General features: G+C 71.8%; 22 protein-coding genes. 10 read left to right on the plus strand and 12 right to left on the minus strand.

The features are described 5' to 3' along the window. Positions 1–41: 41 nt before the first annotated feature. Positions 42–1,085 (minus strand): L-glyceraldehyde 3-phosphate reductase, encoded by a 1,044-nt coding sequence (gene mgrA / locus DEJ32_RS13610; protein WP_110825616.1) that lies wholly within the window; start codon positions 1,083–1,085, stop codon positions 42–44. A gap of 54 nt (positions 1,086–1,139) precedes the next feature. On the opposite strand from mgrA, the gene DEJ32_RS13615 reads away from it, so the two are divergent. After that, on the plus strand, positions 1,140–1,598 hold the full coding sequence (locus tag DEJ32_RS13615; RefSeq protein WP_110901648.1) for an iron chaperone: 459 nt from the start codon (positions 1,140–1,142) through the stop codon (positions 1,596–1,598). On the opposite strand, the gene DEJ32_RS13620 is transcribed toward DEJ32_RS13615, so the two are convergent. Continuing rightward, complete coding sequence (locus tag DEJ32_RS13620; RefSeq protein WP_110901649.1) at positions 1,579–2,304, minus strand: phosphatase PAP2 family protein; 726 nt, start codon at positions 2,302–2,304, stop codon at positions 1,579–1,581. The two genes, DEJ32_RS13615 and DEJ32_RS13620, sit on opposite strands and share 20 nt — an antisense overlap. 146 nt (positions 2,305–2,450) lie before the next feature. Here DEJ32_RS13620 and DEJ32_RS13625 point away from each other — a divergent pair, with 146 nt between their 5' ends. Next, entirely contained in the window at positions 2,451–3,653 is a 1,203-nt protein-coding gene (locus DEJ32_RS13625; protein ID WP_110891200.1) for an ATP-binding protein, read from the plus strand. A 15-nt stretch (positions 3,654–3,668) separates the two neighbouring features. On the opposite strand, the gene DEJ32_RS13630 is transcribed toward DEJ32_RS13625, so the two are convergent. The 5 genes from DEJ32_RS13630 to DEJ32_RS13650 form a co-directional block, all read right to left on the minus strand. Continuing rightward, positions 3,669–4,586 (minus strand): ROK family protein, encoded by a 918-nt coding sequence (locus DEJ32_RS13630; RefSeq protein ID WP_110901650.1) that lies wholly within the window; start codon positions 4,584–4,586, stop codon positions 3,669–3,671. After that, the gene (locus DEJ32_RS13635; RefSeq protein WP_110901651.1) at positions 4,583–6,328 is read right to left on the minus strand and encodes an ABC transporter ATP-binding protein; all 1,746 of its coding nucleotides are present in this window, start codon (positions 6,326–6,328) and stop codon (positions 4,583–4,585) included. Before DEJ32_RS13635 ends, DEJ32_RS13630 begins: the two co-directional genes overlap by 4 nt. After that, entirely contained in the window at positions 6,325–7,221 is an 897-nt protein-coding gene (locus DEJ32_RS13640; protein ID WP_110901652.1) for an ABC transporter permease, read from the minus strand. Before DEJ32_RS13640 ends, DEJ32_RS13635 begins: the two co-directional genes overlap by 4 nt. Continuing rightward, a complete protein-coding gene (locus DEJ32_RS13645) occupies positions 7,218–8,177 on the minus strand; it encodes an ABC transporter permease (RefSeq protein ID WP_110825622.1) in 960 nt (319 codons plus the stop codon). The genes DEJ32_RS13640 and DEJ32_RS13645 overlap by 4 nt, the downstream gene beginning before the upstream one ends. Positions 8,178–8,271: 94 nt before the next feature. After that, positions 8,272–10,068, minus strand: a complete 1,797-nt coding sequence (locus DEJ32_RS13650) for a peptide ABC transporter substrate-binding protein (protein WP_110901653.1) — start codon at positions 10,066–10,068, stop codon at positions 8,272–8,274. 188 nt (positions 10,069–10,256) lie between these two features. On the opposite strand from DEJ32_RS13650, the gene DEJ32_RS13655 reads away from it, so the two are divergent. Genes DEJ32_RS13655 through DEJ32_RS13665 form a run of 3 tightly spaced genes read left to right on the plus strand, consistent with a single transcriptional unit; the run spans position 10,257 to position 13,742 of the window. Beyond that, positions 10,257–11,441 carry an ROK family transcriptional regulator gene (locus tag DEJ32_RS13655; protein WP_110901654.1) on the plus strand — a complete coding sequence of 395 codons (1,185 nt, stop codon included), beginning with the start codon at positions 10,257–10,259 and terminating at the stop codon, positions 11,439–11,441. Beyond that, on the plus strand, positions 11,434–12,972 hold the full coding sequence (locus DEJ32_RS13660; protein ID WP_110901655.1) for a M81 family metallopeptidase: 1,539 nt from the start codon (positions 11,434–11,436) through the stop codon (positions 12,970–12,972). Before DEJ32_RS13655 ends, DEJ32_RS13660 begins: the two co-directional genes overlap by 8 nt. Continuing rightward, complete coding sequence (locus DEJ32_RS13665; protein ID WP_110901656.1) at positions 12,969–13,742, plus strand: copper homeostasis protein CutC; 774 nt, start codon at positions 12,969–12,971, stop codon at positions 13,740–13,742. Before DEJ32_RS13660 ends, DEJ32_RS13665 begins: the two co-directional genes overlap by 4 nt. A gap of 83 nt (positions 13,743–13,825) precedes the next feature. On the opposite strand, the gene DEJ32_RS13670 is transcribed toward DEJ32_RS13665, so the two are convergent. Beyond that, positions 13,826–14,833: an AraC family transcriptional regulator gene (locus DEJ32_RS13670; RefSeq protein ID WP_220033031.1), complete on the minus strand. Its 1,008-nt coding sequence runs from the start codon at positions 14,831–14,833 to the stop codon at positions 13,826–13,828. 137 nt (positions 14,834–14,970) lie between these two features. On the opposite strand from DEJ32_RS13670, the gene glgX reads away from it, so the two are divergent. From glgX to DEJ32_RS16325, 3 genes are read left to right on the plus strand one after another with little or no spacing between them, the layout of a single operon-like run. Then, the gene (gene glgX, locus DEJ32_RS13675; RefSeq protein ID WP_110901657.1) at positions 14,971–16,989 is read left to right on the plus strand and encodes a glycogen debranching protein GlgX; all 2,019 of its coding nucleotides are present in this window, start codon (positions 14,971–14,973) and stop codon (positions 16,987–16,989) included. 34 nt (positions 16,990–17,023) lie between these two features. Beyond that, positions 17,024–17,911 (plus strand): SDR family oxidoreductase, encoded by an 888-nt coding sequence (locus tag DEJ32_RS13680; RefSeq protein WP_110825628.1) that lies wholly within the window; start codon positions 17,024–17,026, stop codon positions 17,909–17,911. A gap of 39 nt (positions 17,912–17,950) precedes the next feature. After that, positions 17,951–18,124, plus strand: a complete 174-nt coding sequence (locus DEJ32_RS16325) for a hypothetical protein (protein ID WP_181419503.1) — start codon at positions 17,951–17,953, stop codon at positions 18,122–18,124. A gap of 107 nt (positions 18,125–18,231) precedes the next feature. On the opposite strand, the gene DEJ32_RS13685 is transcribed toward DEJ32_RS16325, so the two are convergent. The 3 genes from DEJ32_RS13685 to DEJ32_RS13695 are packed head-to-tail and all read right to left on the minus strand — an operon-like array spanning position 18,232 to position 21,130. Beyond that, complete coding sequence (locus DEJ32_RS13685) at positions 18,232–18,687, minus strand: DUF4396 domain-containing protein (protein WP_110901658.1); 456 nt, start codon at positions 18,685–18,687, stop codon at positions 18,232–18,234. Next, complete coding sequence (locus DEJ32_RS13690; RefSeq protein WP_110901659.1) at positions 18,684–20,903, minus strand: cation-translocating P-type ATPase; 2,220 nt, start codon at positions 20,901–20,903, stop codon at positions 18,684–18,686. Before DEJ32_RS13690 ends, DEJ32_RS13685 begins: the two co-directional genes overlap by 4 nt. Then, positions 20,903–21,130 (minus strand): heavy-metal-associated domain-containing protein, encoded by a 228-nt coding sequence (locus DEJ32_RS13695; protein WP_110901660.1) that lies wholly within the window; start codon positions 21,128–21,130, stop codon positions 20,903–20,905. Before DEJ32_RS13695 ends, DEJ32_RS13690 begins: the two co-directional genes overlap by 1 nt. 88 nt (positions 21,131–21,218) lie before the next feature. Between DEJ32_RS13695 and DEJ32_RS13700 the strand changes: the two genes are divergently transcribed. Together DEJ32_RS13700 and DEJ32_RS13705 are read left to right on the plus strand one after the other, a co-directional pair. Further along, entirely contained in the window at positions 21,219–21,539 is a 321-nt protein-coding gene (locus DEJ32_RS13700) for a metal-sensitive transcriptional regulator (RefSeq protein WP_110901661.1), read from the plus strand. A gap of 116 nt (positions 21,540–21,655) precedes the next feature. Beyond that, the gene (locus DEJ32_RS13705; RefSeq protein WP_110825632.1) at positions 21,656–22,120 is read left to right on the plus strand and encodes a DUF4383 domain-containing protein; all 465 of its coding nucleotides are present in this window, start codon (positions 21,656–21,658) and stop codon (positions 22,118–22,120) included. 81 nt (positions 22,121–22,201) lie between these two features. Here the strand turns inward: DEJ32_RS13705 and DEJ32_RS13710 are convergent, their stop codons facing one another. Continuing rightward, positions 22,202–22,558, minus strand: a complete 357-nt coding sequence (locus tag DEJ32_RS13710) for a VOC family protein (RefSeq protein ID WP_110891187.1) — start codon at positions 22,556–22,558, stop codon at positions 22,202–22,204. Positions 22,559–22,688: the final 130 nt, after the last annotated feature.

A 22,688-nucleotide genomic window follows, 5' to 3' on the forward strand; every position in this document is an offset into this window, starting at 1 on the left:
TCGGTGACACTTCGGAACGGCGCGGGACGGCCCGCGTCGGATCAGGAGACCTCGCCGGCGCGGGCGCCCGCCCACAGGTCGACGTCGGCGATGCCGACGGTGTGCTCGTCGATGGTGCGGAGCTCCTCGTCGGAGAACGTCGTGTTCGCGAGCGCCGCGACGTTGTCCTCGAGCTGCTCGACGCGCGACGCCCCGATGACGAGCGAGGTCACGCGCTCGTCGCGGAGCGCCCAGGCGAGCGCGAGTTGCGCCATGCTCTGCCCACGCGCCTCCGCGACGGCGTTCAACGCGTTCAGGTGCTCGACGACCTCCGGGGTGATCGTCGACGGGTCGAGCGACTTCCCCGCTGCGGCCCGGCTGCCGTCGGGCACGCCGTTCAGGTACTTGCCGGTGAGGAGCCCCTGCGCGAGGGCGGTGAACCCGATCACGCCGAAGCCGAGTTCCCCGGCGGCGTCGAGCAGTCCCTCGGTCTCGATCCAGCGGTTGAGCATCGAGTACGAGGGCTGGTGGATGAGCAGCGGCGTGCCGAGGTCCCGGAGGATCGCGGCAGCCTGGCGGGTGCGGTCGGCGTCGTACGAGGAGATGCCGACGTAGAGCGCCTTGCCCTGCTGGACGGCGGTGTGCAGGGCGCCCATCGTCTCCTCGAGCGGCGTGGACGCGTCGAGCCGGTGCGAGTAGAAGACGTCGACGTAGTCGAGGCCGGTCCGGCGCAGCGACTGGTCGAGCGAGGCGAGCACGTACTTGCGGGAACCGCCACCCTGGCCGTACGGGCCGGGCCACATGTCCCAACCGGCCTTGGTCGAGATCACCATCTCGTCGCGGTACGGGGCGAAGTCCTCGCGCATGAGCCGGCCGAAGTTGACCTCCGCGGCACCGTAGGGCGGGCCGTAGTTGTTCGCGAGGTCGTGGTGGGTGATGCCGAGGTCGAACGCCCGGCGGCTGACGGCGCGCTGCGTCTCGAAGGGCACGTCGTCGCCGAAGTTGTGCCAGTAGCCGAGGCTCAGCAGCGGCAGGTCGAGGCCGGAGTGGCCGGTGCGGCGGTACGTCATCGAGTCGTAGCGGTCGTCGGCAGCGATGTAGGTCATGGACCCGAGCCTGCCACGGCGCTACCGTGATGCCCACCGACGAAGGGACCCGCCATGGCAGCACGCGACGAGACCTCGGACAGCACCTTCACCGAGGAGGAGCGCGCCGCGATGCGCGAGCACGCGGCCGAGGTGAAGGCCAGTCGCAAGCGCGGGACCTCGAAGGCCGAGAAGGCCGCCCTCGACGCGCAGTCCGTCGTCGACAAGATCGCCGCGATGCCCGAGCCGGACCGCGGCCTGGCGGAGCGGATTCACCGGATCGCGCTCGAGGTCGCTCCCGACCTCGCGCCGAAGCTCTGGTACGCGATGCCGGCGTACGCGAAGGACGGCTCGGTGGTGTTCTTCTTCCAGGACGCTGCGAAGTTCAAGGCGCGGTACTCCACCCTCGGGTTCCAGGACGCGGCGGCGCTCGACGACGGGTCGTTCTGGCCGACGTCGTTCTCGGTGACGCCGGAGTTCTCGCTCGACGACGAGCGGACCGTCGCCGAGCTCATCAGGCGCGCGGTCGGCTGAGCCCGTACTCGGCGCGGCGCAGCACCGGGAGCCGCGGCATCGCCAGGTCCACCCAGACGAGCCGTGCGGCCGGCGCGACGGCGAGCGCCCACAGCACCGAGGCGACCGTGTCCGTCGGGAAGTGCACCGCGTCGATCGTGAGCGCGAGCACGACCACGATGACGACGACCGAGCCGAGCACCACCGCGAGTCGGTGCCACCGCGTGTCCCGGAGCACCCACGCCAGGGCGATCACGAACGCGACGACGAAGACGGTGTGCCCGCTCGGGTACGAGGGGTCCGGCTGCGTCGCGAAGGGGTGCGGGAGCGCGGACGTGTCAGGACGGGGCCGCTGCACGAACTCCTTCACGAGGTCGGACGGCACCCAGGTGATCGCCACCGTCCCCGCGAACGCCGCCGCCGGCCGCACGTCCCGACGGACGAGCCAGACGACGCCCGTGACCACGATCGTGATGCCGATCGCCGGCACCGGGCTGATGACGTGGTAGACCGCGGTCGTGAACGCCCCGAGCGCGCCGACGTGCAGCGCGTTGAGCGCCCGCGCGAGCCCGAGGTCGACGTCCCCGAGCACGAAGCCGACGATCGTGATGAGGACCACCGCGCCGACCGCGATCGCGATGGTGCTGAGCGGATGGGGCGTCGGGACGAGGATGCCGCGCTGCGCGGGCTTCCGGCGGGCAGGCGTCACGAGCGGCGCATCGGTCATCCGGCCATGCTCCCAGTCGACCGACCGGGCCGAGCCGGGAGACCAGCGGGCGGAGATCAGAGAGCGCTCAGCCCTGGGGGGAACCGGTAAGGTCTTCTGAGCTCGTATAAGGAGATTGCTTATACGCACTGAGATAGGCTTACCGAGTGAGTGGCAGTGCACACGTCATCAACCCCTTCAAGCCGGGCGCGGGTCGCGTCCCGCCGGTACTGGCCGGCCGCGATGCGCTGCTCGCCGGCATCGAGCGGACCCTCGCAGAGACGCTCGAGACGGCCGAAGGCGCCCGGCCAGTGGTGGTCTCCGGACTTCGAGGAGTCGGCAAGACAGTCCTGCTGAACGAGGTCGCCCGTCGGGCGATCGAGACCGGGCGTTGGTCGGTCGTCAAACTCGAAGCGTCTCGGCAACGCAGTCTCCAGCAAGGTGTCGTCCGACAGCTCCACTCGACGCTCCGCGGCACGGTGTCTCTCGGAACCGCCGTGGCGGAGAAGTTCCGACGTGCTCTGGGTGCGTTCCGCTCCTTCCAGATCAGCGTCGATCCGAGTGGCACCTACAACTTCGGGTTCGACGTCGCCCCGACTGCTGGTGTCGCTGACAGCGGTGACCTCGAGCGTGACCTCGAGGATCTCCTGCGAGAGGTCGGCCTCGCGTTCCGGGAGATCGGACAGGGACTCCTCATCGCGATCGACGAACTCCAGGAAGCGCCCAAGGACGACCTCAACGCCGTGAACCTGGCACTGCACGCTCTCGGCCAGGAGTCGTGGCCGGTGCCCGTGTTCTTCATCGGCACCGGACTACCGTCGCTGCCGTCGGTACTCGCCGACGCAACGAGCTACGCGGAACGCCTGTACGACTACCGGCGGCTCGACCTCCTCACCGACGCAGAGACTCGGTTCGCCTTGACCGACCCATCGGAGCGAGCAGGCGTCGAGTGGGCAGACGACGCGCTCGACCTCGCGGTCGAGTCCATCCAGGGATACCCCTACTTCGCGCAGGCGTGCGGCAAGCACGTGTGGGACGCACGGTCGGTCGAGGACCGCATCGATGCAGAATCGGCGGCGGCCGGAGTGCTCCGAGCACGGGACGAAGTCGATCAGGGGCTTTACCAGTCGCGTTGGGACCGGGCCACGCCCAAGCAGCGCGAACTCATGCAGGCCATGGCAGTCGATGACGGACGGCCGTCAGCGATCCAGGACCTCGTGACGCGTACCGGGAAGACACGAACGAGCGACCTCTCGGTCTCACGGAACGAGCTCATCAAGAACGGGCACGTCTACGCTCCGGACCGGGGATACCTCGCCTTCACCGTGCCCGGCATGGCCGACTTCATCCACCGCACCGTCCGGGCGTGAAACCGCGCTGAGGCGTCAGCCCCCGAGCACGACCCGCCGCACCTGCGCCGCCGCCCCGAGCGCCACGGCGTCGGCGCCGAGCACCGACTGCTCCACGCGGATCGCCGCCCCGCTGACCGGGGGCTCGGCCGCGAGCGCCGCCGTGACGGCCGGTTCGAGGAGGTCCCACGACCGGGCGACCCCGCCGCCGATGACGACGGTCGTCACGTCGAGGATGCCGGCGGTGAGCAGCACGGCCCGGGCGATGCCCCACCCCGCGGTCGCGAACACGTCCTGCGCGTCCCGGTCGCCCGCGCGGGCCGCCGTGGCGACCTCGTGCGTCCCGATCCGGCGACCGGTGCGCTCGGCGTACCGGTCGGCGATGCCCCGGGCACCGGCGACGGTCTCGAGGTGCCCGCGCGCCCCGCAGGTGCAGACCGTGTCACCGAAGCCGGGGACGTGGCCGATCTCCCCCGCGGCACCGTGCGGCCCGCCGAACAGCGTCCCGCCCAGGACGAGCGCACCGCCCACCCCGGTGCCGAGCGTCATGCCGAGGACGTCGGGCTCCCCGGCGACCGCCCCCGCGGCGACCTCACCGAGCAGGAACGCGTTCACGTCGTTGTCGAGGGTCGCCGGGACCCCGAGCCGTGCGGCGACGGCGTCGGTGACGCCGTAGCCGGCCCATCCCGTGAACGAGTTCGCGGTCACGAGCACGGTGCCCGTGGTCGGGTCGACGACACCGGCGGCGCCCACCCCGACCCCCGCCAAGGAGGCCCGGTGCCGGTCGAGCAGGGACCGCACCGCCGCCTCGGCCGCGTCGAGGATCGCGTCCCCACCGTCGTGCGCGGGAGTCGGCAGGTCGATGCGGTCGAGGACCCCGAGGTCGGGGGTGGCGAGGAGCACCTTCGTGTTCGTCCCGCCGACGTCGATGCCGGCGAGGACCGCGCCCGTCACGGTGCCACCGCGGCGAGGGAGGCCAGGCGCTCGGCCCGGCGCTGCCGTTGCACCACCGGGTCGGGGACGGGCACCGCGGCGAGCAACCGTCGCGTGTAGTCGGTGGTCGGGTGCAGGAGCGTCGACGTGGTGGGCCCCTGTTCCTCCACGGCACCGGCCCGCATCACGACGACGCGCTCGGCGAACTGCTGCACGACGGCGAGGTCGTGCGAGACGAACAGGCACGCGAAGCCGAGGTCGCCCTGCAGCTCGGTGAGGACCTCGAGCACGGCCTCCTGCACGCTGACGTCGAGCGCACTGGTCGGTTCGTCGGCGACGAGCAGCCGTGGGTCGAGCACGAGCGCCCGGGCGAGGCTGACCCGCTGACGCTGCCCGCCGGAGAGCTCCCGCGGGGCCCGTGTCGCGAGGGAGCGCGGCAGCCGGACGGCGTCGAGCACCTCGTCCACCCGGCGGCGTCGGTCGGCCGAGGACGTCCCGCGGCGGTGGACGGCGAGCGGTTCGGCGATGCAATCGGCGACGGACATGCGCGGGTCGAGCGAGGCGACCGGGTCCTGCAGGACGACCCCGATGCCGGACCGGAGCGCGCGGCGGTCGCGGCCCCGGGTGCGGCGGAGGTCGGACCCGAACAGCCGGACGCTGCCGGCGGTGGGTCGGACGAGGCCGAGGGCGACGCGGGCCGCGGTCGACTTGCCGGAGCCGGACTCGCCGACCAGACCGACGGTCTCCCCCGCGTGGACCTCGACGTCGATGCCGCGGAGGGCGTGCACGGCGCGGGCGCCGCGGCCGAAGGTGACCGACACGTCGCGCAGGTCGACCACCGGGGTGCGGTCGGGCCTCCCGTCCGATGGCGCGGCAGCGTCGGGCACGCGAGACGCCTCGGTGACCTCGGCACGCCGCGGTTCTCGGCGGCGTGCGGACGACCCGGCGGCGTCCTGCGCCGACGCCGCCGTCTCGAGCCGCGGCACCGCGGCGAGCAGCCGCTCGGTGTACTCGTGCTGCGGGCGGAGGAGCACGTCCTCGACGCCGCCGGTCTCGACGATCCGCCCGCGCAGCATCACCGCGACCCGGTCGGCGAAGTCGGCGACGACGCCCATGTTGTGGGTGACGAGGAGCACGCCGGTGCCGGTGTCGGCGGCGAGCGCCCGGAGGAGTTCCAGGATCTCGGCCTGCACCGTGACGTCGAGCGCGGTGGTCGGCTCGTCCGCGATGAGGAGCGCCGGCTCGTTCGCGATCGCCATCGCGATGACGACGCGCTGCCGCTGCCCGCCGGAGAGCTGGAACGGGAAGGCCTTCGCGCGCTCCTCCGGCGACGGGATGCCGACACGGCGGAGCAGGTCGACAGCCTGGCGGGCGGCGTCCCCCGCGGAGACCTGCCGGTGGTTCCGGATGACCTCGGCGATCTGCGCGCCCACCCGGGTGAGCGGGTCGAGTGCGGTCGCGGGCTCCTGGAACACCATCGAGACGGTCTTCCCCCGCAGCCCGCGGAGGGCCGTCTCGGCGGCGCCGACGACCTGGTGCCCGTCGACGACGGCGCTGCCGGTGACGGTCGCGTTGCCGGAGAGCAGCCCCATCGCGGCGAGCGCCACGGTGGACTTGCCGGAGCCGGACTCACCGACGAGCGCGAGGGTCTCGCCGGGTGCCACGGTCAGGGACACGCCCTGCACGGCGTGCACGTCACCGGACTCGGTGCGGAAGTGCACGCCGAGGTCCTCGACGGCCAGGATCGGTTCGGTGGCGGTCATCCGCGGCCCTTCACGTCGAATGCGTCCCGGAGTCCGTCGCCGACCGCGTTCAGCGCGCAGACGACGAGGATCACGGCGAGTCCCGGCGGCACGATGAGCCACCAGCGACCGGAGTAGGCGGCGGTGAGGCCCGCCGAGAGCATGCCGCCCCAGTCCGTGGCCGGCGGCTGCACGCCGAGCCCCAGGTAGGAGACGTAGGCGACCAGGAGGATCGCGTCCGCCACCTGGAAGGTCGCGGCCACGACGATCGTCGAGACCGAGTTCGGCAGCAGGTGCCGACCGATCGCGCGGGCGTGCGAGCCGCCGATCGCGCGAAGGGTGAGCACGAAGTCGCGGTTCTTCAGCGTCAGCGTCTCGGCACGGATGAGCCGGGAGGGCACGAGCCAGGACACGAACCCGAGGATCACGACGAGCCCCCACACGCCGGGGGTCGTGATCGCCGAGATGACGAGGAGGATGAACAGGGCCGGGATCGCGATGCCGGCGTCGACCACGCGCATCATCGTCGCATCGACCCAGCCGCCGACGTACCCGGCGACCGAGCCCCAGAGCGTGCCGACGACCGTCGCCAGGAGACCCGCGGCGATGCCGACGAGCAGCGACACCGTGCCCCCGTACATCAGCCGGCCGAGCACGTCGTGCCCGACGGCGTCGGTGCCCAGCAGGTGGCCGCCGCCCGGGCGCTGGTTCGCCTGTTCGAGCATCGTGTGGGTCTGGTCGGTCGGGTACAGGAACGGCCCGACGAAGCAGAACAGCACGATGAGGACGAGCACGACCAGGCCGATCACGGCGAGGGTCTTGTGGCGGAACCGGCGCGCGGCGAGCCGGAAGCCGGTGGCGGCGGCCGTGACGGGGGCGCCGGGGGTCTCGGGCGCGAGCTGGACGGTGGTCATGCGCGGCCTGCCTTCACACGGGGGTCGATGAGGGACTGGGCGACGTCCGCGAGCAGCGTGCCGATGACGGTCGCGACGGAGATCACGAGGACGCAGCCGAGCAGGGTCGGGTAGTCCGAGGTCTGGGCGGCGTTCCAGAACAGCAGCCCCATGCCGGGGTAATTGAACAGCTGTTCGGTGACGAGCGCGCCGCCGAACAGCACCGGCAGGTAGTAGCCGAGCATCGCGACCACGGGGGTCAGCGAGTTCCGGAACACGTGCCGCCGCAGGATCGTCGCCGTCGACGAGCCTCCGGCGCGCGCGGTGCGGACGTAGTCCTCCTGCAGGTTCTCCAGCGTCGCGGCTCGCATGTACCGGCTGAAGACGGCGATCATCGCGAGGGCGCCGGTGAGCACGGGCAGGACGAGTCCGGCCGGCTGCTGGAACACCTCGGCGAGGGTCGTGCCGCTCGGCGCCTGGGACGGCAGCCACGGCAGCTGCTGGCTGAACACGACGATGAGCACGAGCCCGAGGAAGAACGCGGGCGTCGAGTAGAACACGAAGGCGAGTGCGGTGGCGGCGTAGTCGATCGCACCGTTGCGTCGGGCTGCCTGCCACATGCCGACCGGGATGGCGACGACGAGCCCGAGCACCGCCGAGAGCCCGGTGAGCACGAGGGTCTTCGGGATGCGCTCCTGGATGAGCTGCGACACCGGTTCGTTGAGCGTGTACGAGGTGCCGAGGTCGCCGGTGAGCAGCCGCCCGAGGAAGCGGAGGTACTGCACGGGGAGCGCCTGGTCGAGTCCCTGCGCCTGGTTGAACGCGGCGATCTGCGCGGGGGTGGCCGCGACGCCGAGCACGCCGCGGGCGGGTCCGCCGGGCAGCGCGTGCAGCAGGCAGAACACGACGATCGTGACGATGAGCACCACCGCGAGCGCCTGGAGGACGCGGCGGGTGAGGTAGAGGGCAGTGGTCATGCTGCTTCCGTCGTCGGGGTGGATGGTGAGGACCCGGGAGGCTCGGTGCGCGACGGGCGCGCACCGAGCCTCCCGGAGTGGCCGCGTCAGCGGCTCACTTGCTCCACTTCCACTGGGCGGGGTGGAAGTTCGCGAGCGAGTCCTGGTCGAACCCGGTCAGGCCGCTCTTCTTGACGGAGATCTGGTAGTCCGGGCTCGGCAGCCAGATCACCGGCAGGTCCTTCGCGACCGCGGCGCTGTAGTCCTGCACGGCGCTCGTGTCGGTCGAGGTGGTGGTCGCGTCGATGAGCGCGTCGACCTCCTCGTTCGAGTAGCTGCCGAAGTTCGCCGAACCACCGGTCGAGAAGAGCGACTCACCGGTCGGGTACGCCGGGAAGTACCAGCTGCCCGCGGTGCCGAAGAACGACAGGTCCCAGTCGCAGCTGTCCTCGTCCGACGTGCAGGTCGGGGTCTGCGAGAGGACGCTCGACACCGGCGCGGTCTTGATCGTGAAGGCGATGCCGGTCTTCGCGAGCGACGACTGGACGGCGCTCATCATGTTGTCGGTGACGGTGGAGCCGGACTGCGACAGCACCTGCATCGTGAACTCCGTGCCCTCGGCCACGCCCTCGCCGCACTGGTCCGCGCCGCTGCCGGCGTCGGTGCACACCATGGTGCCGCCCTTCGCGGTCCACCCGTGGCTGGTGAGCAAGGCCTTGGCCTTCTTCGTGCTGAACGGGTACGGGTTGTCCTCCTGCACGTCGGAGACGTAGTCCGACTCCTGTGCCTGCGGGATCGGACCGTACGTCGAGGTGGCGGTGCCGTTGAAGACGACCTTCGACAGCGCTTCCTGGTCGATCGACATCTGCACGGCCTGGCGGGCGTACAGCTGCTTGAAGACGGCGCCCATGTCCGGGTTGTTGAAGTTGTACGGCATGTACGTGATCGCCCAACCGGTCCACGGGTCGACCTCGTAGCCCTTCGCCGTGAAGGAGTCCTCCTGGTCGAGGTCGGTGGCGTTGATGTAGCCGTAGTCGACCGCTCCGGAGCGCAGCGCGTTCGTCTCGGCGTCGGCGGTGGTGAACGGCAGCAGGTTGACCGTCGTGATGGACGCCTTCTCGCCACCGTCGTACTTGCCGTTCGCGGTGAGCTGGACCTTCCCCGCGGTCGTGAAGGACGACAAGCCGTACGGGCCGGAGATCGTCTTCCACAGTGGGTCGGAGTCGTAGTCGGCGATCTTGCCGGCGGCGGTGTTGAGGTACTTCCACACCTGCTTGGCGCCGGCCGGGGTGCGGTCGGCGTCGGTCACCTCGGCCGAGGCGCTCGTCTTGTCCCAGGCGTGCTGCGGCAGCGGGATGATGTAGCTCAGCTGGTTTGCGAGCATCCAGTCCTGGTTGTACGCCTGGTCGAACGCGATGGTGAAGTGCGTGTCGTCGACCGTCGTGAACGAGCTCCAGTTGTCCGGGGCCTTGCCCTCGGAGTAGGAGCCCCAGTCCTGCGCGTTCGCCTTGATGAGGTTGAACCAGAACTCGACGTCGCGGCTCGTGATCGCCTCGCCGTCGGACCAGTGCCGGTCCCCCAGCGTGATCGTGACGCTCTTGCCGTCGTCGGCGAAGTCGGCATCGGTCGCGACGGACCCGGCCTTGTTCCACGCGATCTTGCCCGTGGACCCGTCGTAGGCGATCAAGCGCTCGTACAGCGACTGCGCGATCGAGCCGTTGTTCGTGTTGAGGTGCGCCGCGGTGCCGATCGGCAGGATCCAGTTCGGCGTGAAGTTCGCCGGCAACGCGTAGTTGATCTCGTCGGACTTCGTGCCGGTGGTGGCGGAACCGCCTCCGGAACACCCGGCGAGCAGTGCGCTCACCGCGAGCGCGGCTCCGGTGAAGAGGGCCCAGCGACGGGGCTTGGTCATGTGGACTCCTTGAGCGAGGGTCGGCGTGGTCCGCACAGTCAATGGCCGAAGTCGTTGGAAAAACAAACGTTCCCGTGTAAATAGTGTGTTTCTGCGGATCGACGGAAAGCGTCGATCGACCCGTCCGCCCCGTAGGCTCGGGCGGGTCGGGCGGTCAGCGCGTCCGTCGCCGCGGATTGGAGAAAGTCGTGCCGGACCTCAGCTCCCGCGTCCTCGAACTCATCGCCAGCGGGCAGGCGTCGAGTCGCACCGAGATCGCGCAACTCCTCGGCGCCGCCCCGTCGACCGTGTCCCACGTGGTCGGTCAGCTCCTCGGGCACGGCATCCTCGCCGAGGAGGGCACCGACGTCTCCACGGGCGGCCGCCCGCGCAAGGTCCTCCGGATCGGCGGGACGGACGAGTACGCGGTCGCCGCGGACGTCGGTGGCGGGCACGTCCGGATCGGCATCGTCCTGCCGGGAGGCGCGCTCGAGTCCGTCTCGACCGTCCCGTTCGCCCTCGCCGACGGCCCGTCCGCCGGCCTGACCTCGCTGGCGGAGCTCCTCGACGCGCTCGTGACCGAACGCGGACGCGACGGTCTGCGCGGGGTCGGGTTGAGCCTCCCGGGTCCCGTCGACGTCGAGGCGGGGGTCGTCGACCTGCCGAGCCGGATGCCGGGGTGGAACGGGTTCCCCGTCGCCGCGTGGCTCACCGAGCACTTCGGGGTGCCCGCCGCGATCGACAACGACGCGAACTGCATGGCCGCCGGCGAGCAGACCGTGCAGCCGGCCACCCGTCGCCAGGCGATCACGGTCAAGGCCGGGTCGGCTATCGGCGCCGGGATCATCATCGACGGGCACCTGTACCGCGGCTCGACCGGTGCCGCCGGGGACATCACCCACGTGCGGATCGACGCCGCCGGTGACACCCCGTGCTCGTGCGGCAACACCGGGTGCCTCGAGACGGTCGCATCCGGGGCCGCGCTCGTGCGGATCCTCCGCGAGGCCGGGGTCGACGTCGCGACCACCCAGGACGTCGTCCGCCTGGCGTCCGAGGCGCACCCGGAGACGACCCGTGCCGTCCGGCTCGCGGGCCGGTACCTCGGCGAGGTCCTCGCCGCGAACGTGAACTTCTTCAACCCGGACGCCGTCTCCCTCGGCGGCATCCTCTCCACCCTCGACCCCTTCGTCGCCGCCGTGCGGAGCCAGCTGTACGAGAGCTGCCACCCGCTCGTCACACAGCACCTCGTCATCGAGCGCGCCTCGCTCGGGGCCGACGCCGGGCTCGTCGGCGCCGGCCAGTTCGCCCTGCAGCGCGGCCTGGCGGCGTCGCTCGAGGAGCTGTCCACCCCCGTCCCGCTGCGCACCACCAGGAACAGGAGCACCCGTGTCTGACACCGGAACCACCCCCGGCGCCCGTCGTCCGGTCATCGCCATCGCCGGCCTGGCCATCGAGACGTCGACGTTCACGCCGACCCGCACACCGGCGGCCGCCTTCCACCCGGACCGCGGCGACGAGGTGGTCGCGCGCTACGACTTCCTCGCGCCGCTGTCCGAGCGGGCCGACTTCCGTGGTGCACTGATCGGGCACGCGCTGCCCGGTGGCGTGGTCCTCCGCGAGTCCTTCGAGGAGCTCAGCACCGAGATCACCGACCGGCTGTCCGCGATCGCCGCCGAGACCGCGATCGACGGCCTGTGGTTCGACATCCACGGCGCCATGGTGGTCGAGGGGCTCGACGACGCCGAGGCGACACTGCTCGAGCGCATCCGCGCCGTCGTCGGACCGGACGTCGTCGTCTCCGCGTCGATGGACCTGCACGGCAACGTCTCGCGGGAGCTCGCCCACCAGTGCGACCTCGTCACCTGCTACCGGATGGCCCCGCACGAGGACGCCCTCGAGACGAAGGAGCGCGCGGTCCGCAACCTGGTCGACGTGCTCACCACCCGCCCGGCCGGAGCACGGCGCCCGGTGAAGGCGTGGATTCCGGTCCCGGTCCTGCTGCCGGGCGAGAAGACCTCCACCCGGATCGAGCCCGCGGCGTCCGTCTACGCACAGGTGACCGACGTCGAGGCGACCGACGGCGTGCTCGACGCAGCGATCTGGGTCGGGTACGCCTGGGCGGACCAGCCGCGGAACCGTGCCGTCACCGTCGTCACCGGGTGGGACGAGGCCACCGTCACCGCCGGTGCCGAGCGTCTGGCGCGGGCGTTCTGGGACGCCCGCGAGGACTTCGCCTTCGTCGCCCCGACCGGGACGTTCGACGAGTGCCTGGCCGCCGCCCTCGCCCCCGGTGCCGCACGTCCGTACTTCGTGTCCGACTCCGGCGACAACCCGACCGCCGGCGGCTCGGGCGACATGACGTGGGGGCTGACGCAGCTGCTCGCCCGCGAGGAGTTCCGGAGCGCCGACGGCCCGGTCGTCCTCTACGCCAGCGTCCCCGGCCCCGCCGCGGTCGCCGCCTGCGTCGAGGCCGGCGTCGGGGCGACCGTCACCGTGACCGCCGGCGCCGAGGTCGACGACCTGCACGCCGGGCCGCTCACGATGACCGGACGGGTGCACGCGGTCAAGCACGGCGACCGGGACGCCCGGACCGAGGTCGTGCTGCAGGTCGGCAGCGTCTTCGCCGTCCTCACCGAGCTGCGGAAGCCGTACCACCACGAGCACGACTTCACCGACCTGGACCTCGACCCGCGGAGCGCCGACCTGGTCGTCGTGAAGATCGGCTACCTCGAACCCGAGCTGTACGACATGGCCGCGGACTGGATGCTCGCGCTCACGCCCGGTGGCGTCGACCAGGACCTGGAACGCCTGGGCCACCACCGGATCGAACGGCCGGTGTTCCCCTTCGACCGGACGTTCCCGGAGCCGCCGGACCTGCACGCCCGGATCATCCCCGCGTCGGACCGACCGCTCGTGCACGCGTGAGCACCGACGACCGCCGGGCCCCGGCGCCGACCAGGCCACCGACACTCGAGATCGCCGTCACCTCACCGACCGGCGCCACGATCGCGCGCGCTGCCGGAGCCGACCGGGTCGAGCTGTGCAGCGCGCTCGAGCTCGGCGGCTTGACGCCCTCGCAGGGGCTCGTCGAGGCCGCCGTCGCCGTCGGACCGCCGGTGCACGTCCTGGTGCGCTGCCGCCCGGGCGGGTTCGTGCACGACCCCAACGAGGTCGACCTCATGGCGCGGGAGCTCGTCGCCGTCCTCCGCTCCGGTGCCGCCGGCGTCGTCGTCGGCGCGCTCCGCCGGGACCGCACGCTCGACACGGACACGCTCGCCCGGTTCATCGACGTCGCCCGGTCGGAAGTGCCCGGTGCGGAGGTCACCCTGCACCGGGCGATCGACCACGCGGCCGACCCCGTGGCCGCGGCTGCGTGCCTCGGCGACCTCGGCTTCGCGCGTGTCCTCACCTCGGGCGGCGCCGCGACCGCACTCGTCGGCGCGGACACCATCACGCGGATGGTCGCCGTGGCGGGGGACGTGCAGGTGATGGCGGGCGCCGGGGTCACACCCGCTGACGTCCCGGTCCTGCTCGGCACGGGGGCGGCGGCGGTGCACCTGTCCGCCAAGCGCCTCGCCGACACCGCGCACGGCGGCGTCCCGATGGGCGCCGGGGACACCGGGACCGGGCACTTCGAGACCGACGCCGAGGTCGTCCGGGCAGCGCGGGCGGCGGTGGACGCGTACCGGGCCTGACCGGGCTGGCGACGGGCGGCGTGCCCTGACCGGGACCGGTCGACACGAACCGCGCCCGGCCTCCGGTGCAGCCAGGAGCCGGTTCAGGAGCCGGCGCCGGTGCCGGTGCCGGTGCCGACCACCCCGTCGGTGTCCGCGCTGCCGCCGCGGTCGGCACGCAGGGACGCACTCGGCAGCTCGCCGAAGCGGTCGCGGTACGCGCCGGAGAACCGACCCAGGTGCGCGAACCCCCACCGCCGTGCGACCTCGGCGACCGACGCCGTGAGCGGCTCCGAGCGCACGAGTTCGTCGTGCACGGCGTCGAGCCGGACGTTCCGCAGGTGCGAGAGCGGGGAGACGCCCACCGACCGGTTGAAGGACTGCTGGAGTCCGCGTGCGCTCATCCCCGCGGCGGCGGCGATGTCCGCCAGCGTGACCACGGTGTGCGCGTGCTCCTGGATGTACGTCAGGGCGTCCCGCAGGCGTTCGCTGCTCGTGGTCGCCGGCACGTCGACCGGGAAGGTGCCGACGACGACCCGGGCGACCCGGGCGTTCAACTCCGCCCGCTGCCTGCCGGCCACGTCCGGGTCGGTGATCGTCCGCCCGAGGGACTGCAGCACGGTCCGGAGCTCCGCCAGGTCGGCGTCCGCGGTGGTCCGGCGGAACCGCAGCGGCCCGACGACCTGCGTGCCCTCCGCGGTGAGCGCCGCCCGGAGCAGCCGGTCGGACAGGTGCATCATCGAGACGCGGCTCGTCGCGGCCTCGAACCGGTAGCGGGCGGTGGCGGCGAGGAGGAACGGTCGGCCGGGCCGGACCACGTCACGGGTGCCGTCCTCGTCCGTGATCGTCGCGGTGCCGTCGCCGATCCAGAACAGGATGTGCGTCGGTCGCGGCTCCATCGTGCCGGAGCGCCGGCCCTCGACCGCGGAGCCGCTCAGCGTGAGGTCGGCGTCGCCCGCACCGGTGTACCGGAACGCGGACCGCTCGTCCCCGATGCCGGCACCGGTGCCGTAGGCCTCGTCGAGGACCGCGGGGCGGGTCGCACTGGTGCCCTCGAGGCGCACGGCACGGAACCCGTCAGGGCTCCCCGGTACCGGGTGGAGATGGGTCACGATCTGATCTTCCCATGCCCGTGCACCGATCGCGAGCGGCCCCGAGCCGGACCAGGCCCGTCGCCACGGGGCGGTACGCCCGGGCCCGGGGTACGCGGATCGGCGGCGGGCTCAGTCGGCGACCGGTAGAACGGATCATGACCTCTTCCACACGGAACCCGCTCGGCGTCACCCTCGTCGAGGGCGGCGCCAACGTCGCCGTCTTCTCCAGCACCGCCGAACGCGTCGAGTTCTGCCGCTTCGACGACGACGGCACCGAGCACCGGACCGAGCTGACGAACCGCACCGGCTACACCTTCCACGACGTCGTGCCGGACGTGACCGTCGGGACGAAGTACGGCTTCCGCGTGCACGGCCCCTGGGACCCGGCGAACGGCCTGCGCCACAACCCGGCCAAGCTCCTCCTCGATCCGTACGCCACGGCGATCGACGGCGACTACGCCTGGGGCCAGGAGCTGTTCGGCCACGACATGAACGAGCCGGACCAGATCGACGAGTCCGACTCCGCCGCCGCCATGCCCCGCTCCGTCGTGGCCGACCGCTCGTTCGACTGGGAGGGCGACACCCGCCTCGACACCCCGTTCGCGGACACGATCGTCTACGAGGTGCACGTCAAGGGCTTCACGAAGCAGCACCCCGACGTGCCCGAGGAGATCCGCGGCACGTACGCGGGCCTCGCGCACCCGGCCGCGATCAAGCACCTGACCGACCTCGGCGTCACCGCCGTCGAACTGCTGCCGATCCACCAGTTCGTGCAGGACTCCACCCTGCAGGACAAGGGCCTCCGGAACTACTGGGGCTACAACAGCATCGGCTTCTTCGCCCCGCACAACGAGTACGCCGCCTCCGGCACCGCCGGCCAGCAGGTCGCGGAGTTCAAGGAGATGGTGAAGGCCCTGCACGCCGCGGGCCTCGAGGTCATCCTCGACGTCGTCTACAACCACACCGCCGAGGGCAACCACATGGGCCCGACGCTGTCCTTCAAGGGCATCGACAACCAGTCGTACTACCGCCTGGTCGAGGGCGACGAGGCGAATTACTTCGACACCACCGGCACGGGCAACAGCCTCAACGTGTCGCACCCGTCCGCGCTGCAGCTCATCACCGACTCGCTCCGGTACTGGGTCGAGGAGATGCACGTCGACGGCTTCCGGTTCGACCTCGCGACGACGCTCACCCGCCAGGACGGCGCGGCCGAGAAGCACTCCGCGTTCCTCGACATCATCCACCAGGACCCGGTCCTGCGCGAGGTGAAGATGATCGCCGAGCCGTGGGACACGGCGGGCTACCAGGTCGGCGGGTTCCCGGCCGACTGGTCCGAGTGGAACGGGAAGTACCGCGACGACCTGCGCGGCTACTGGCGCGGCGACGAGGGCACGCTCGGCGACGCCGTGCAGCGCGTCCTCGGCAGCCCGGACGTGTACGAGGGGTCGCGCCGCTCGCCGCTCTGCTCGGTGGACTTCGTCACCGCACACGACGGCTTCACGCTCGCCGACCTCACGATGTACGCCGAGAAGCACAACGAGGCGAACGGCGAGGACAACAACGACGGCGAGAGCAACAACACCTCCTTCAACGGCGGCATCGAAGGCCCCACCGACGACGAGAGCGTGAACGACTACCGCAACCGCCAGCGCCGGAACTTCCTCGGCACCCTGCTGCTCTCGGCCGGCGTGCCGATGATCCTGGGCGGTGACGAGATCGCCCGCTCGCAGGGCGGCAACAACAACGCGTACTGCCAGGACGACGAGATCTCGTGGTTCGACTGGGCGGCCGCGGACCAGGACCTGCTCGCCTTCACCACCGCCGCGATCGCGTTCCGCAAGGAGCACGTCGCACTGCGCCCGCAGTGGTACCGCACCGCGCCCGGCATCTCCCCCTCGACCGTGCAGGTGCTCCGCGCCGACGCGAACGACTTCGAGGAGGGCGACTGGACCGACGGCGGCAACCGTGCCGTGATCCTCGTCCTCAGCGAGGGCGACGACTCGGTCGCGGTGCTGCTGAACGCCTCGGAGACGACCGTCGAGTTCACGCTGCCGGAACGTCCGGGCGGCGGCACCTGGACCCTCGGGCTGTCGAGCGACCCCGACCAGGCCGTGAACGGCGACGCGACGACCCTGCTCGTCCGCGACGCCTCGTTCACCGCACTGCACTAGAGCCCCGTCAGCCGACCGAGAGGACAGTGGCCCCATGAGCCAGTACGAGAAGAAGGACCCGACCACCCTCTACCCGGTGCCGCCGTTCCCGAAGCAGGAACAGTCGCTGCCGGGGGCCGCGTGGAAGATGGACCCGAAGCCGGACCACGGCGAGGAGAGCTACGTCGGCAAGGGTCGGCTCGAGGGCTTCCGCGGCATCGTGACCGGGGCGGACTCCGGCATCGGCCGCGCCGCCGCGATCGCGCTGTCCCGCGAGGGCGCCGACCTCGTCCTGTCCTACCTGCCGGACGAGCAGGAGGACGCCGAGGAGGTCCGTGACCTGCTCGAGGGCGAGGGCCGCAAGGCCGTGCTGTTCCCGGGTGACATCTCCGACGAGCAGTACTGCATCGACCTCGTGCAGAAGGGCGTCGACGAGCTCGGCGGCCTCGACACGCTCGTGATGGTCGCGGGCCGGATGGACAGCAACGACGACATCCTCACCCTCGAGACGTCGATGTTCGACTCGACCTTCAAGACGAACATCTACTCGCTGTTCTGGCTGACGAAGGCCGCCGTGCCGCACCTCGAGCCCGGCTCGACGATCGTCACGACGGGCTCGATCCAGGCATCGACCCCGTCGCCGGACAAGATCGACTACGCGGTGTCGAAGGGCGCGATCAAGCTCTTCACCGAGGCCGTCGCCCAGCAACTCGCACCGAAGGGCATCCGGGTCAACTCGGTCGCGCCCGGTCCGGTGTGGACCCCGCTGCAGCCGGGCTCCGACGACGCCGAGACCGTCTCGACCTTCGGGCAGCAGTCGCCCTTCGGCCGACCGGGTCAGCCGGCCGAGCTCGGTGCGGCGTACGTCCACCTCGTCAGTCCAGAATCGAGCTACCAGTCCGGGTCGACGATCACGATCGCCGGCGGCACCCCCGCCTTCTGACGGTCGTCGCACCCGGCCAGCACTGCGAAGGAGCACACGATGAGCAACGACAGCACGGCGCACGACCCCGAGGGCACGCCGAAGGCGGACGGCCTGGGCGACGACGGCACGGTCCCCAACGAGCCCGAGGGCCTCGCGGCCGGGTTCGTCGGCGACGCGTCGCACTTCAACCCCGAAGAGGACGACGCCGCCGAGGGTGACTCCGAGGCCTGAGCGACGCGGCGCACGCGCCGACCATGCGACGGACGGGAGGCCCGGTACCAGCTGGTACCGGGCCTCCCGTCCGTTCCGTGGTCCGTCGCGTCGGCGACGTCCACCGCTCAGTGGTGCGCGTGCACCTTCGCGTGCCCCAGCCCGCGGCGCATCAGCGCCCGGTTCACCGGCGTCGTGACCACGAAGGCGATCGCGAGCGACAGCGCCAGGGCGCCCCAGAACAGCCACTGGTCGAGCCCCGCGTCGAGCGCCCCCGGGATCGCGACGACCACGGTGTTGTCGACGACCTCCATGACGGCGATGGACACCGTGTCCGCGGCGAGCGCCACCCGGAGCGCCGCGCCGAGCGACAGCCCGGACCGGAGCACACCGCGCATGGTGAGCGCGTACCCGAAGACGAAGGCCAGCACGATCGACAGCACCACCGTGCCGGCGTTGTGCAGACCGGTCGCGCTGCCCATCACCATGCCGAGGACCTCGCCGATCGCACACCCGGTCAGGCAGTGCAGCGTCGCCTGGGCGGCCGTGGACCACGTGGTCGTGGCGTGCGCGTGCCCGCTCACCGTGCGCTCCCGTCGACGGACCGGAAGCGGCGGAGGCGCAGGCTGTTCGTCAGCACGAAGACCGATGACAGTGCCATGGCGGCTCCCGCGATGACGGGGTTCATCAGGCCGGCCATCGCGAGCGGGATCGCGGCGACGTTGTAGGCGAAGGCCCAGAACAGGTTCGTGCGGATCGTCCGGAGGGTCCGGCGGGCGAGCCGGACGGCGTCGACCGCTGCCCGGAGGTCGGCGCGCACGAGGGTGATGTCCGCGGCCTCGACCGCGGCGTCGGTCCCGGTGCCCATGGCGATGCCGAGGTCGGCAGCGGCGAGCGCCGCCGCGTCGTTCACCCCGTCGCCGACCATCGCGACCGTCCGGCCCGCGGCCTGCAGCTCGGTGACGATGCGGTACTTGTCCTCCGGTCGGACGCCGGCGGTGACGCGGGTGATGCCGACCTGTGCGGCGACGCTCCGGGCGACCCCGTCGGCGTCACCGGTGAGGAGCATGGTCTCGAGACCGAGGTCGTGCAGGTGCCCGACGGCTTCGGCGGCACCGGGCGCGACCGTGTCGGCGACGACGACGAGGCCGCGGACCCGACCGTCCCAGGCGACGGCGACCGACGTCCGACCGGACCGCTCGGCATCGGCGGCCGCGGTGGCGAGCGCGCCGGGCATCGGGACGGACCACGCGTCACGCAGCCAGGTCGGCCGCCCGACGAGCACGAGGACGCCGTCGACGACGGCCTGCACGCCCAGACCCGCGGTGGACGTGAACGCCTCCGGCCTGCCCACGTCGGGGACCGCGGCGACCAGGGCCCGGGCGATGGGGTGCTCGGACCCGGACTCGGCGGCGGCTCCGGCGCGGAGGACCGCGTCGGGGTCCTCGCCGTCGGCCGGCAACACCTCGGTGACCCGCATGGTGCCGGTGGTGACGGTTCCGGTCTTGTCGAGCAGCACGGTGTCGATCCGCCGCGTGGCCTCGAGGACCTGCGGCCCGCGGATGAGGATGCCGAGCTGCGAGCCGCGACCGGTGCCGACGAGCAGCGCGGTCGGGGTCGCGAGGCCGAGCGCGCACGGGCAGGCGATGACGAGCGTGGCGACGGCGGCGGTGAGGGCGGCCTCGACGTCGCCGGTGAGCAGGAGCCAGCCGACGAGGGTGAGCGCGGCGAGCCCGAGCACGACGGGGACGAACACGCCGGAGACGCGGTCGGCGAGCCGTTGGACGTCGGCCTTGCCGGTCTGCGCCTCGGTCACGAGCTTGCCGATCCGCGCGAGCTCGGTGTCGGCACCGACGCGGACGGTCTGCACGGTGAGCATGCCGCCGACGTTCACGGTCGCGCCGGTGACGGGGGCACCGGGTCCGACCTCGACGGGGACGCTCTCCCCGGTCATGACGCTCGTGTCGACGGCGCTCGTGCCCGCGACGACGGTGCCGTCGGTGGCGATGCGCTCCCCCGGGCGGACGACGAACCGGTCGCCGACACGGAGCGACCCGACCGGCACCTCGACCTCCCGGCCGTCGCGGAGCACCCGTGCGGTGCTCGCGCCGAGTGCCAGGAGCGCACGGAGCGCCGCGCTGGACCGGGTCTTCGCGCGGCCCTCGGCGTACCGGCCGGCGAGCAGGAACACCGTCACGGCGGCGGCGACCTCGAGGTACGGCTCCGGGGCGGCACCCCGGGGCGCCGTGAACGCGAAGGCCATGTGCATGTCGGGTCCACCGGCGCCGCCGAACACCAGCGCCCAGACCGACCAAAGCCCGGCGGCGACGACGCCGAGGCTGACGAGCGTGTCCATCGTCGCCGAACCGTGCCGGGCGTTCAGCGCAGCCGCACGGTGGAACGGCCAGGCGCCCCAGGTCGCGACCGGGGCGGCGAGCACGAGTGCGACCCACTGCCACCAGGGGAACTGCAGCGCGGGCACCATCGACAGCGCGACGACCGGGACCGCGAGCACGGTGGAGACGACCAGGCGACGCCGGAGCGGGGCGAGCGCGTCGCCGTCGGGCTGCTCGGGCTCCGGCAGCCGCGCGCCGTACCCGGCCTGCTCGACCGTCGTGATGGCGTCGTCGACCGCGGTGCCGTCCGGCAGCGAGACCGTGGCGGTCTCGGTGGCGTAGTTCACGGTGGCCGAGACACCCGGCATCCTGTTGAGCTTCCGCTCGATGCGGTTCGCACACGAGGCACAGGTCATGCCCTCGATCGCGAGCTCGACCGGGGTGCCCGTGGTCGTGCCCGCCATCAGCGCGCGACCAGGGTGTAGCCCGCCTCGTCGATCGCGGCGTCGACGGCGTCGTGGTCGAGGGGTCCGGTGCTCGTCACGGTGGCGGTGGACCGGCCGCCGGCCACCAGGTCGACCCGGACGTCGGTGACCCCTGGGAGCTCGCGGAACGCCTCGTCGACGCTCATCACGCAGTGGTCGCAGGTCATGCCGTCGATGCCGTAGGTGGCGGTCTGCTGGTCGGTCATGCGGTCCTCCTCGTCGTGCGCCCCGGACCGGGCGGATACCCTAGGGGGGTACCACTACCGTAACGCCGACGAGGAGGATCTGTTCCCGATGCCCGAACCCACCGCATCCGACACGACCGAGCACCAGCACCACGGCTACATCTCCGCGAAGGACGACTACCTCACGCGGCTGCGGCGGATCGAGGGCCAGGCGCGCGGACTCCAGCGGATGGTCGAGGGCGAGGGGTACTGCATCGACATCCTCACGCAGGTGTCCGCGATGACGAAGGCACTGCAGGCGGTGTCGATGGGCCTGCTCGAGGACCACCTGCGCCACTGCGTCACGGACGCGGTCGCCCATGGCGGACCGGCTGCGGAGGAGAAGATCCAGGAGGCGACCCTGGCCATCAAGCGCCTCCTCCGGTCATGACGACCACTTTCCGTGTACTGCTGGGTTCTCCCACCAAACCGACTGCTGGTCCACTCCGAATGTCCTGCGAGGCGCATGGCAACCGACCGCGTCGACTCCTGACGAAAGGTTCCTTCATGACCACCAACGCATCGACCCGCACCGACCACGGCTACGGCCGGACGCTCACGCAGAAGGGCGCGCTGGTCTTCGGCGTCGTCTTCCTCATCGTCGGCATCGCCGGCTTCATCCCCGGCCTGACCATGGACATGGGCAGCATGATGGCCGCCGGCAATGACTCGAACGCGCAGCTCCTGGGCCTGTTCCAGGTGTCCGTCCTGCACAACATCGTCCACCTGCTGTTCGGCATCGTCGGCCTGATCGCCGCGCGCTCGTTCGGCTTCTCGCGCCAGTACCTGCTCGTCGGCGGCATCATCTACGCCGTGCTCTTCATCTACGGCCTCTTCACCGCCGGCATGTCCAGCGCCGCGAACTTCGTGCCGCTGAACAGCGCCGACAACGTGCTGCACCTGATCCTCGCCGTCGCGATGATCATCCTCGGCATCGTCCTCCCGCGCTCCGGGGCCCGCACCGCCCGCTGACCCCAGCGTCGGACGCACCCCACCAGCAGCATCGACAGAGCCCCCGGGTCACCCCGGGGGCTCTGTCGTGTCCGCGGCCGCTCAGCCCTGCGGCGGCGTGTACAGCTGCAGGTCGTTGCCCTCGCTGTCCTTGAACGGGATGATCTTGCCCCACGGGTGCTCGCTGATCTCGCCCTGGATGTCCGCGCCGCGGCTCCGCAGCGCGGCGACCTCGTCCTCGATGCTGCCGTCGGGCTGGAACGAGACGACCGCGCCGCCGGAACTCGACCCGCCGGCCGACTCGCGCCCGTTGAGGCCGATCATGAGCCCACCGGCATCGATCTCGCTCCAGTCCTCCGACTGGTCCTGCACGGTGAGACCGAGGGTGTCACGGTAGAACGCGACCGCGCGCGCCATGTCGCTGACCGGGACCCAGACTGCTGCGACTCCACTTGCCATGGTGTTTCCTCTCGTCGTGGTGTGCCCTGGACGGTAGGCCGCGCCGTGCCGAGGACACCCAGTCCGGCGGCGCTCCGGGGTACGTCCAGGCCCCGCGGCGCAGGCTCGGTCGGGACACCGTCGGACGGCC

The sequence above is a fragment of the Curtobacterium sp. MCPF17_046 genome (genome assembly GCF_003224295.1).
GTDB lineage: Bacteria > Actinomycetota > Actinomycetes > Actinomycetales > Microbacteriaceae > Curtobacterium.

Excerpts from the sequence above, each read along its gene's own strand:
- glgX (WP_110901657.1), top strand. The coding sequence starts at position 14,971 with ATGACCTCTTCCACACGGAACCCGCTCGGCGTCACCCTCGTCGAGGGC.
- DEJ32_RS13650 (WP_110901653.1), bottom strand. The coding sequence starts at position 10,068 with ATGACCAAGCCCCGTCGCTGGGCCCTCTTCACCGGAGCCGCGCTCGCG.
- DEJ32_RS13645 (WP_110825622.1), bottom strand. The coding sequence starts at position 8,177 with ATGACCACTGCCCTCTACCTCACCCGCCGCGTCCTCCAGGCGCTCGCG.
- DEJ32_RS13635 (WP_110901651.1), bottom strand. The coding sequence starts at position 6,328 with ATGACCGCCACCGAACCGATCCTGGCCGTCGAGGACCTCGGCGTGCAC.
- DEJ32_RS13695 (WP_110901660.1), bottom strand. The coding sequence starts at position 21,130 with ATGACCGACCAGCAGACCGCCACCTACGGCATCGACGGCATGACCTGC.
- DEJ32_RS13710 (WP_110891187.1), bottom strand. The coding sequence starts at position 22,558 with ATGGCAAGTGGAGTCGCAGCAGTCTGGGTCCCGGTCAGCGACATGGCG.
- DEJ32_RS13680 (WP_110825628.1), top strand. The coding sequence starts at position 17,024 with ATGAGCCAGTACGAGAAGAAGGACCCGACCACCCTCTACCCGGTGCCG.
- DEJ32_RS13705 (WP_110825632.1), top strand. The coding sequence starts at position 21,656 with ATGACCACCAACGCATCGACCCGCACCGACCACGGCTACGGCCGGACG.
- DEJ32_RS13690 (WP_110901659.1), bottom strand. The coding sequence starts at position 20,903 with ATGGCGGGCACGACCACGGGCACCCCGGTCGAGCTCGCGATCGAGGGC.
- DEJ32_RS13615 (WP_110901648.1), top strand. The coding sequence starts at position 1,140 with ATGGCAGCACGCGACGAGACCTCGGACAGCACCTTCACCGAGGAGGAG.
- mgrA (WP_110825616.1), bottom strand. The coding sequence starts at position 1,085 with ATGACCTACATCGCTGCCGACGACCGCTACGACTCGATGACGTACCGC.
- DEJ32_RS16325 (WP_181419503.1), top strand. The coding sequence starts at position 17,951 with ATGAGCAACGACAGCACGGCGCACGACCCCGAGGGCACGCCGAAGGCG.
- DEJ32_RS13700 (WP_110901661.1), top strand. The coding sequence starts at position 21,219 with ATGCCCGAACCCACCGCATCCGACACGACCGAGCACCAGCACCACGGC.
- DEJ32_RS13620 (WP_110901649.1), bottom strand. The coding sequence starts at position 2,304 with ATGACCGATGCGCCGCTCGTGACGCCTGCCCGCCGGAAGCCCGCGCAG.
- DEJ32_RS13640 (WP_110901652.1), bottom strand. The coding sequence starts at position 7,221 with ATGACCACCGTCCAGCTCGCGCCCGAGACCCCCGGCGCCCCCGTCACG.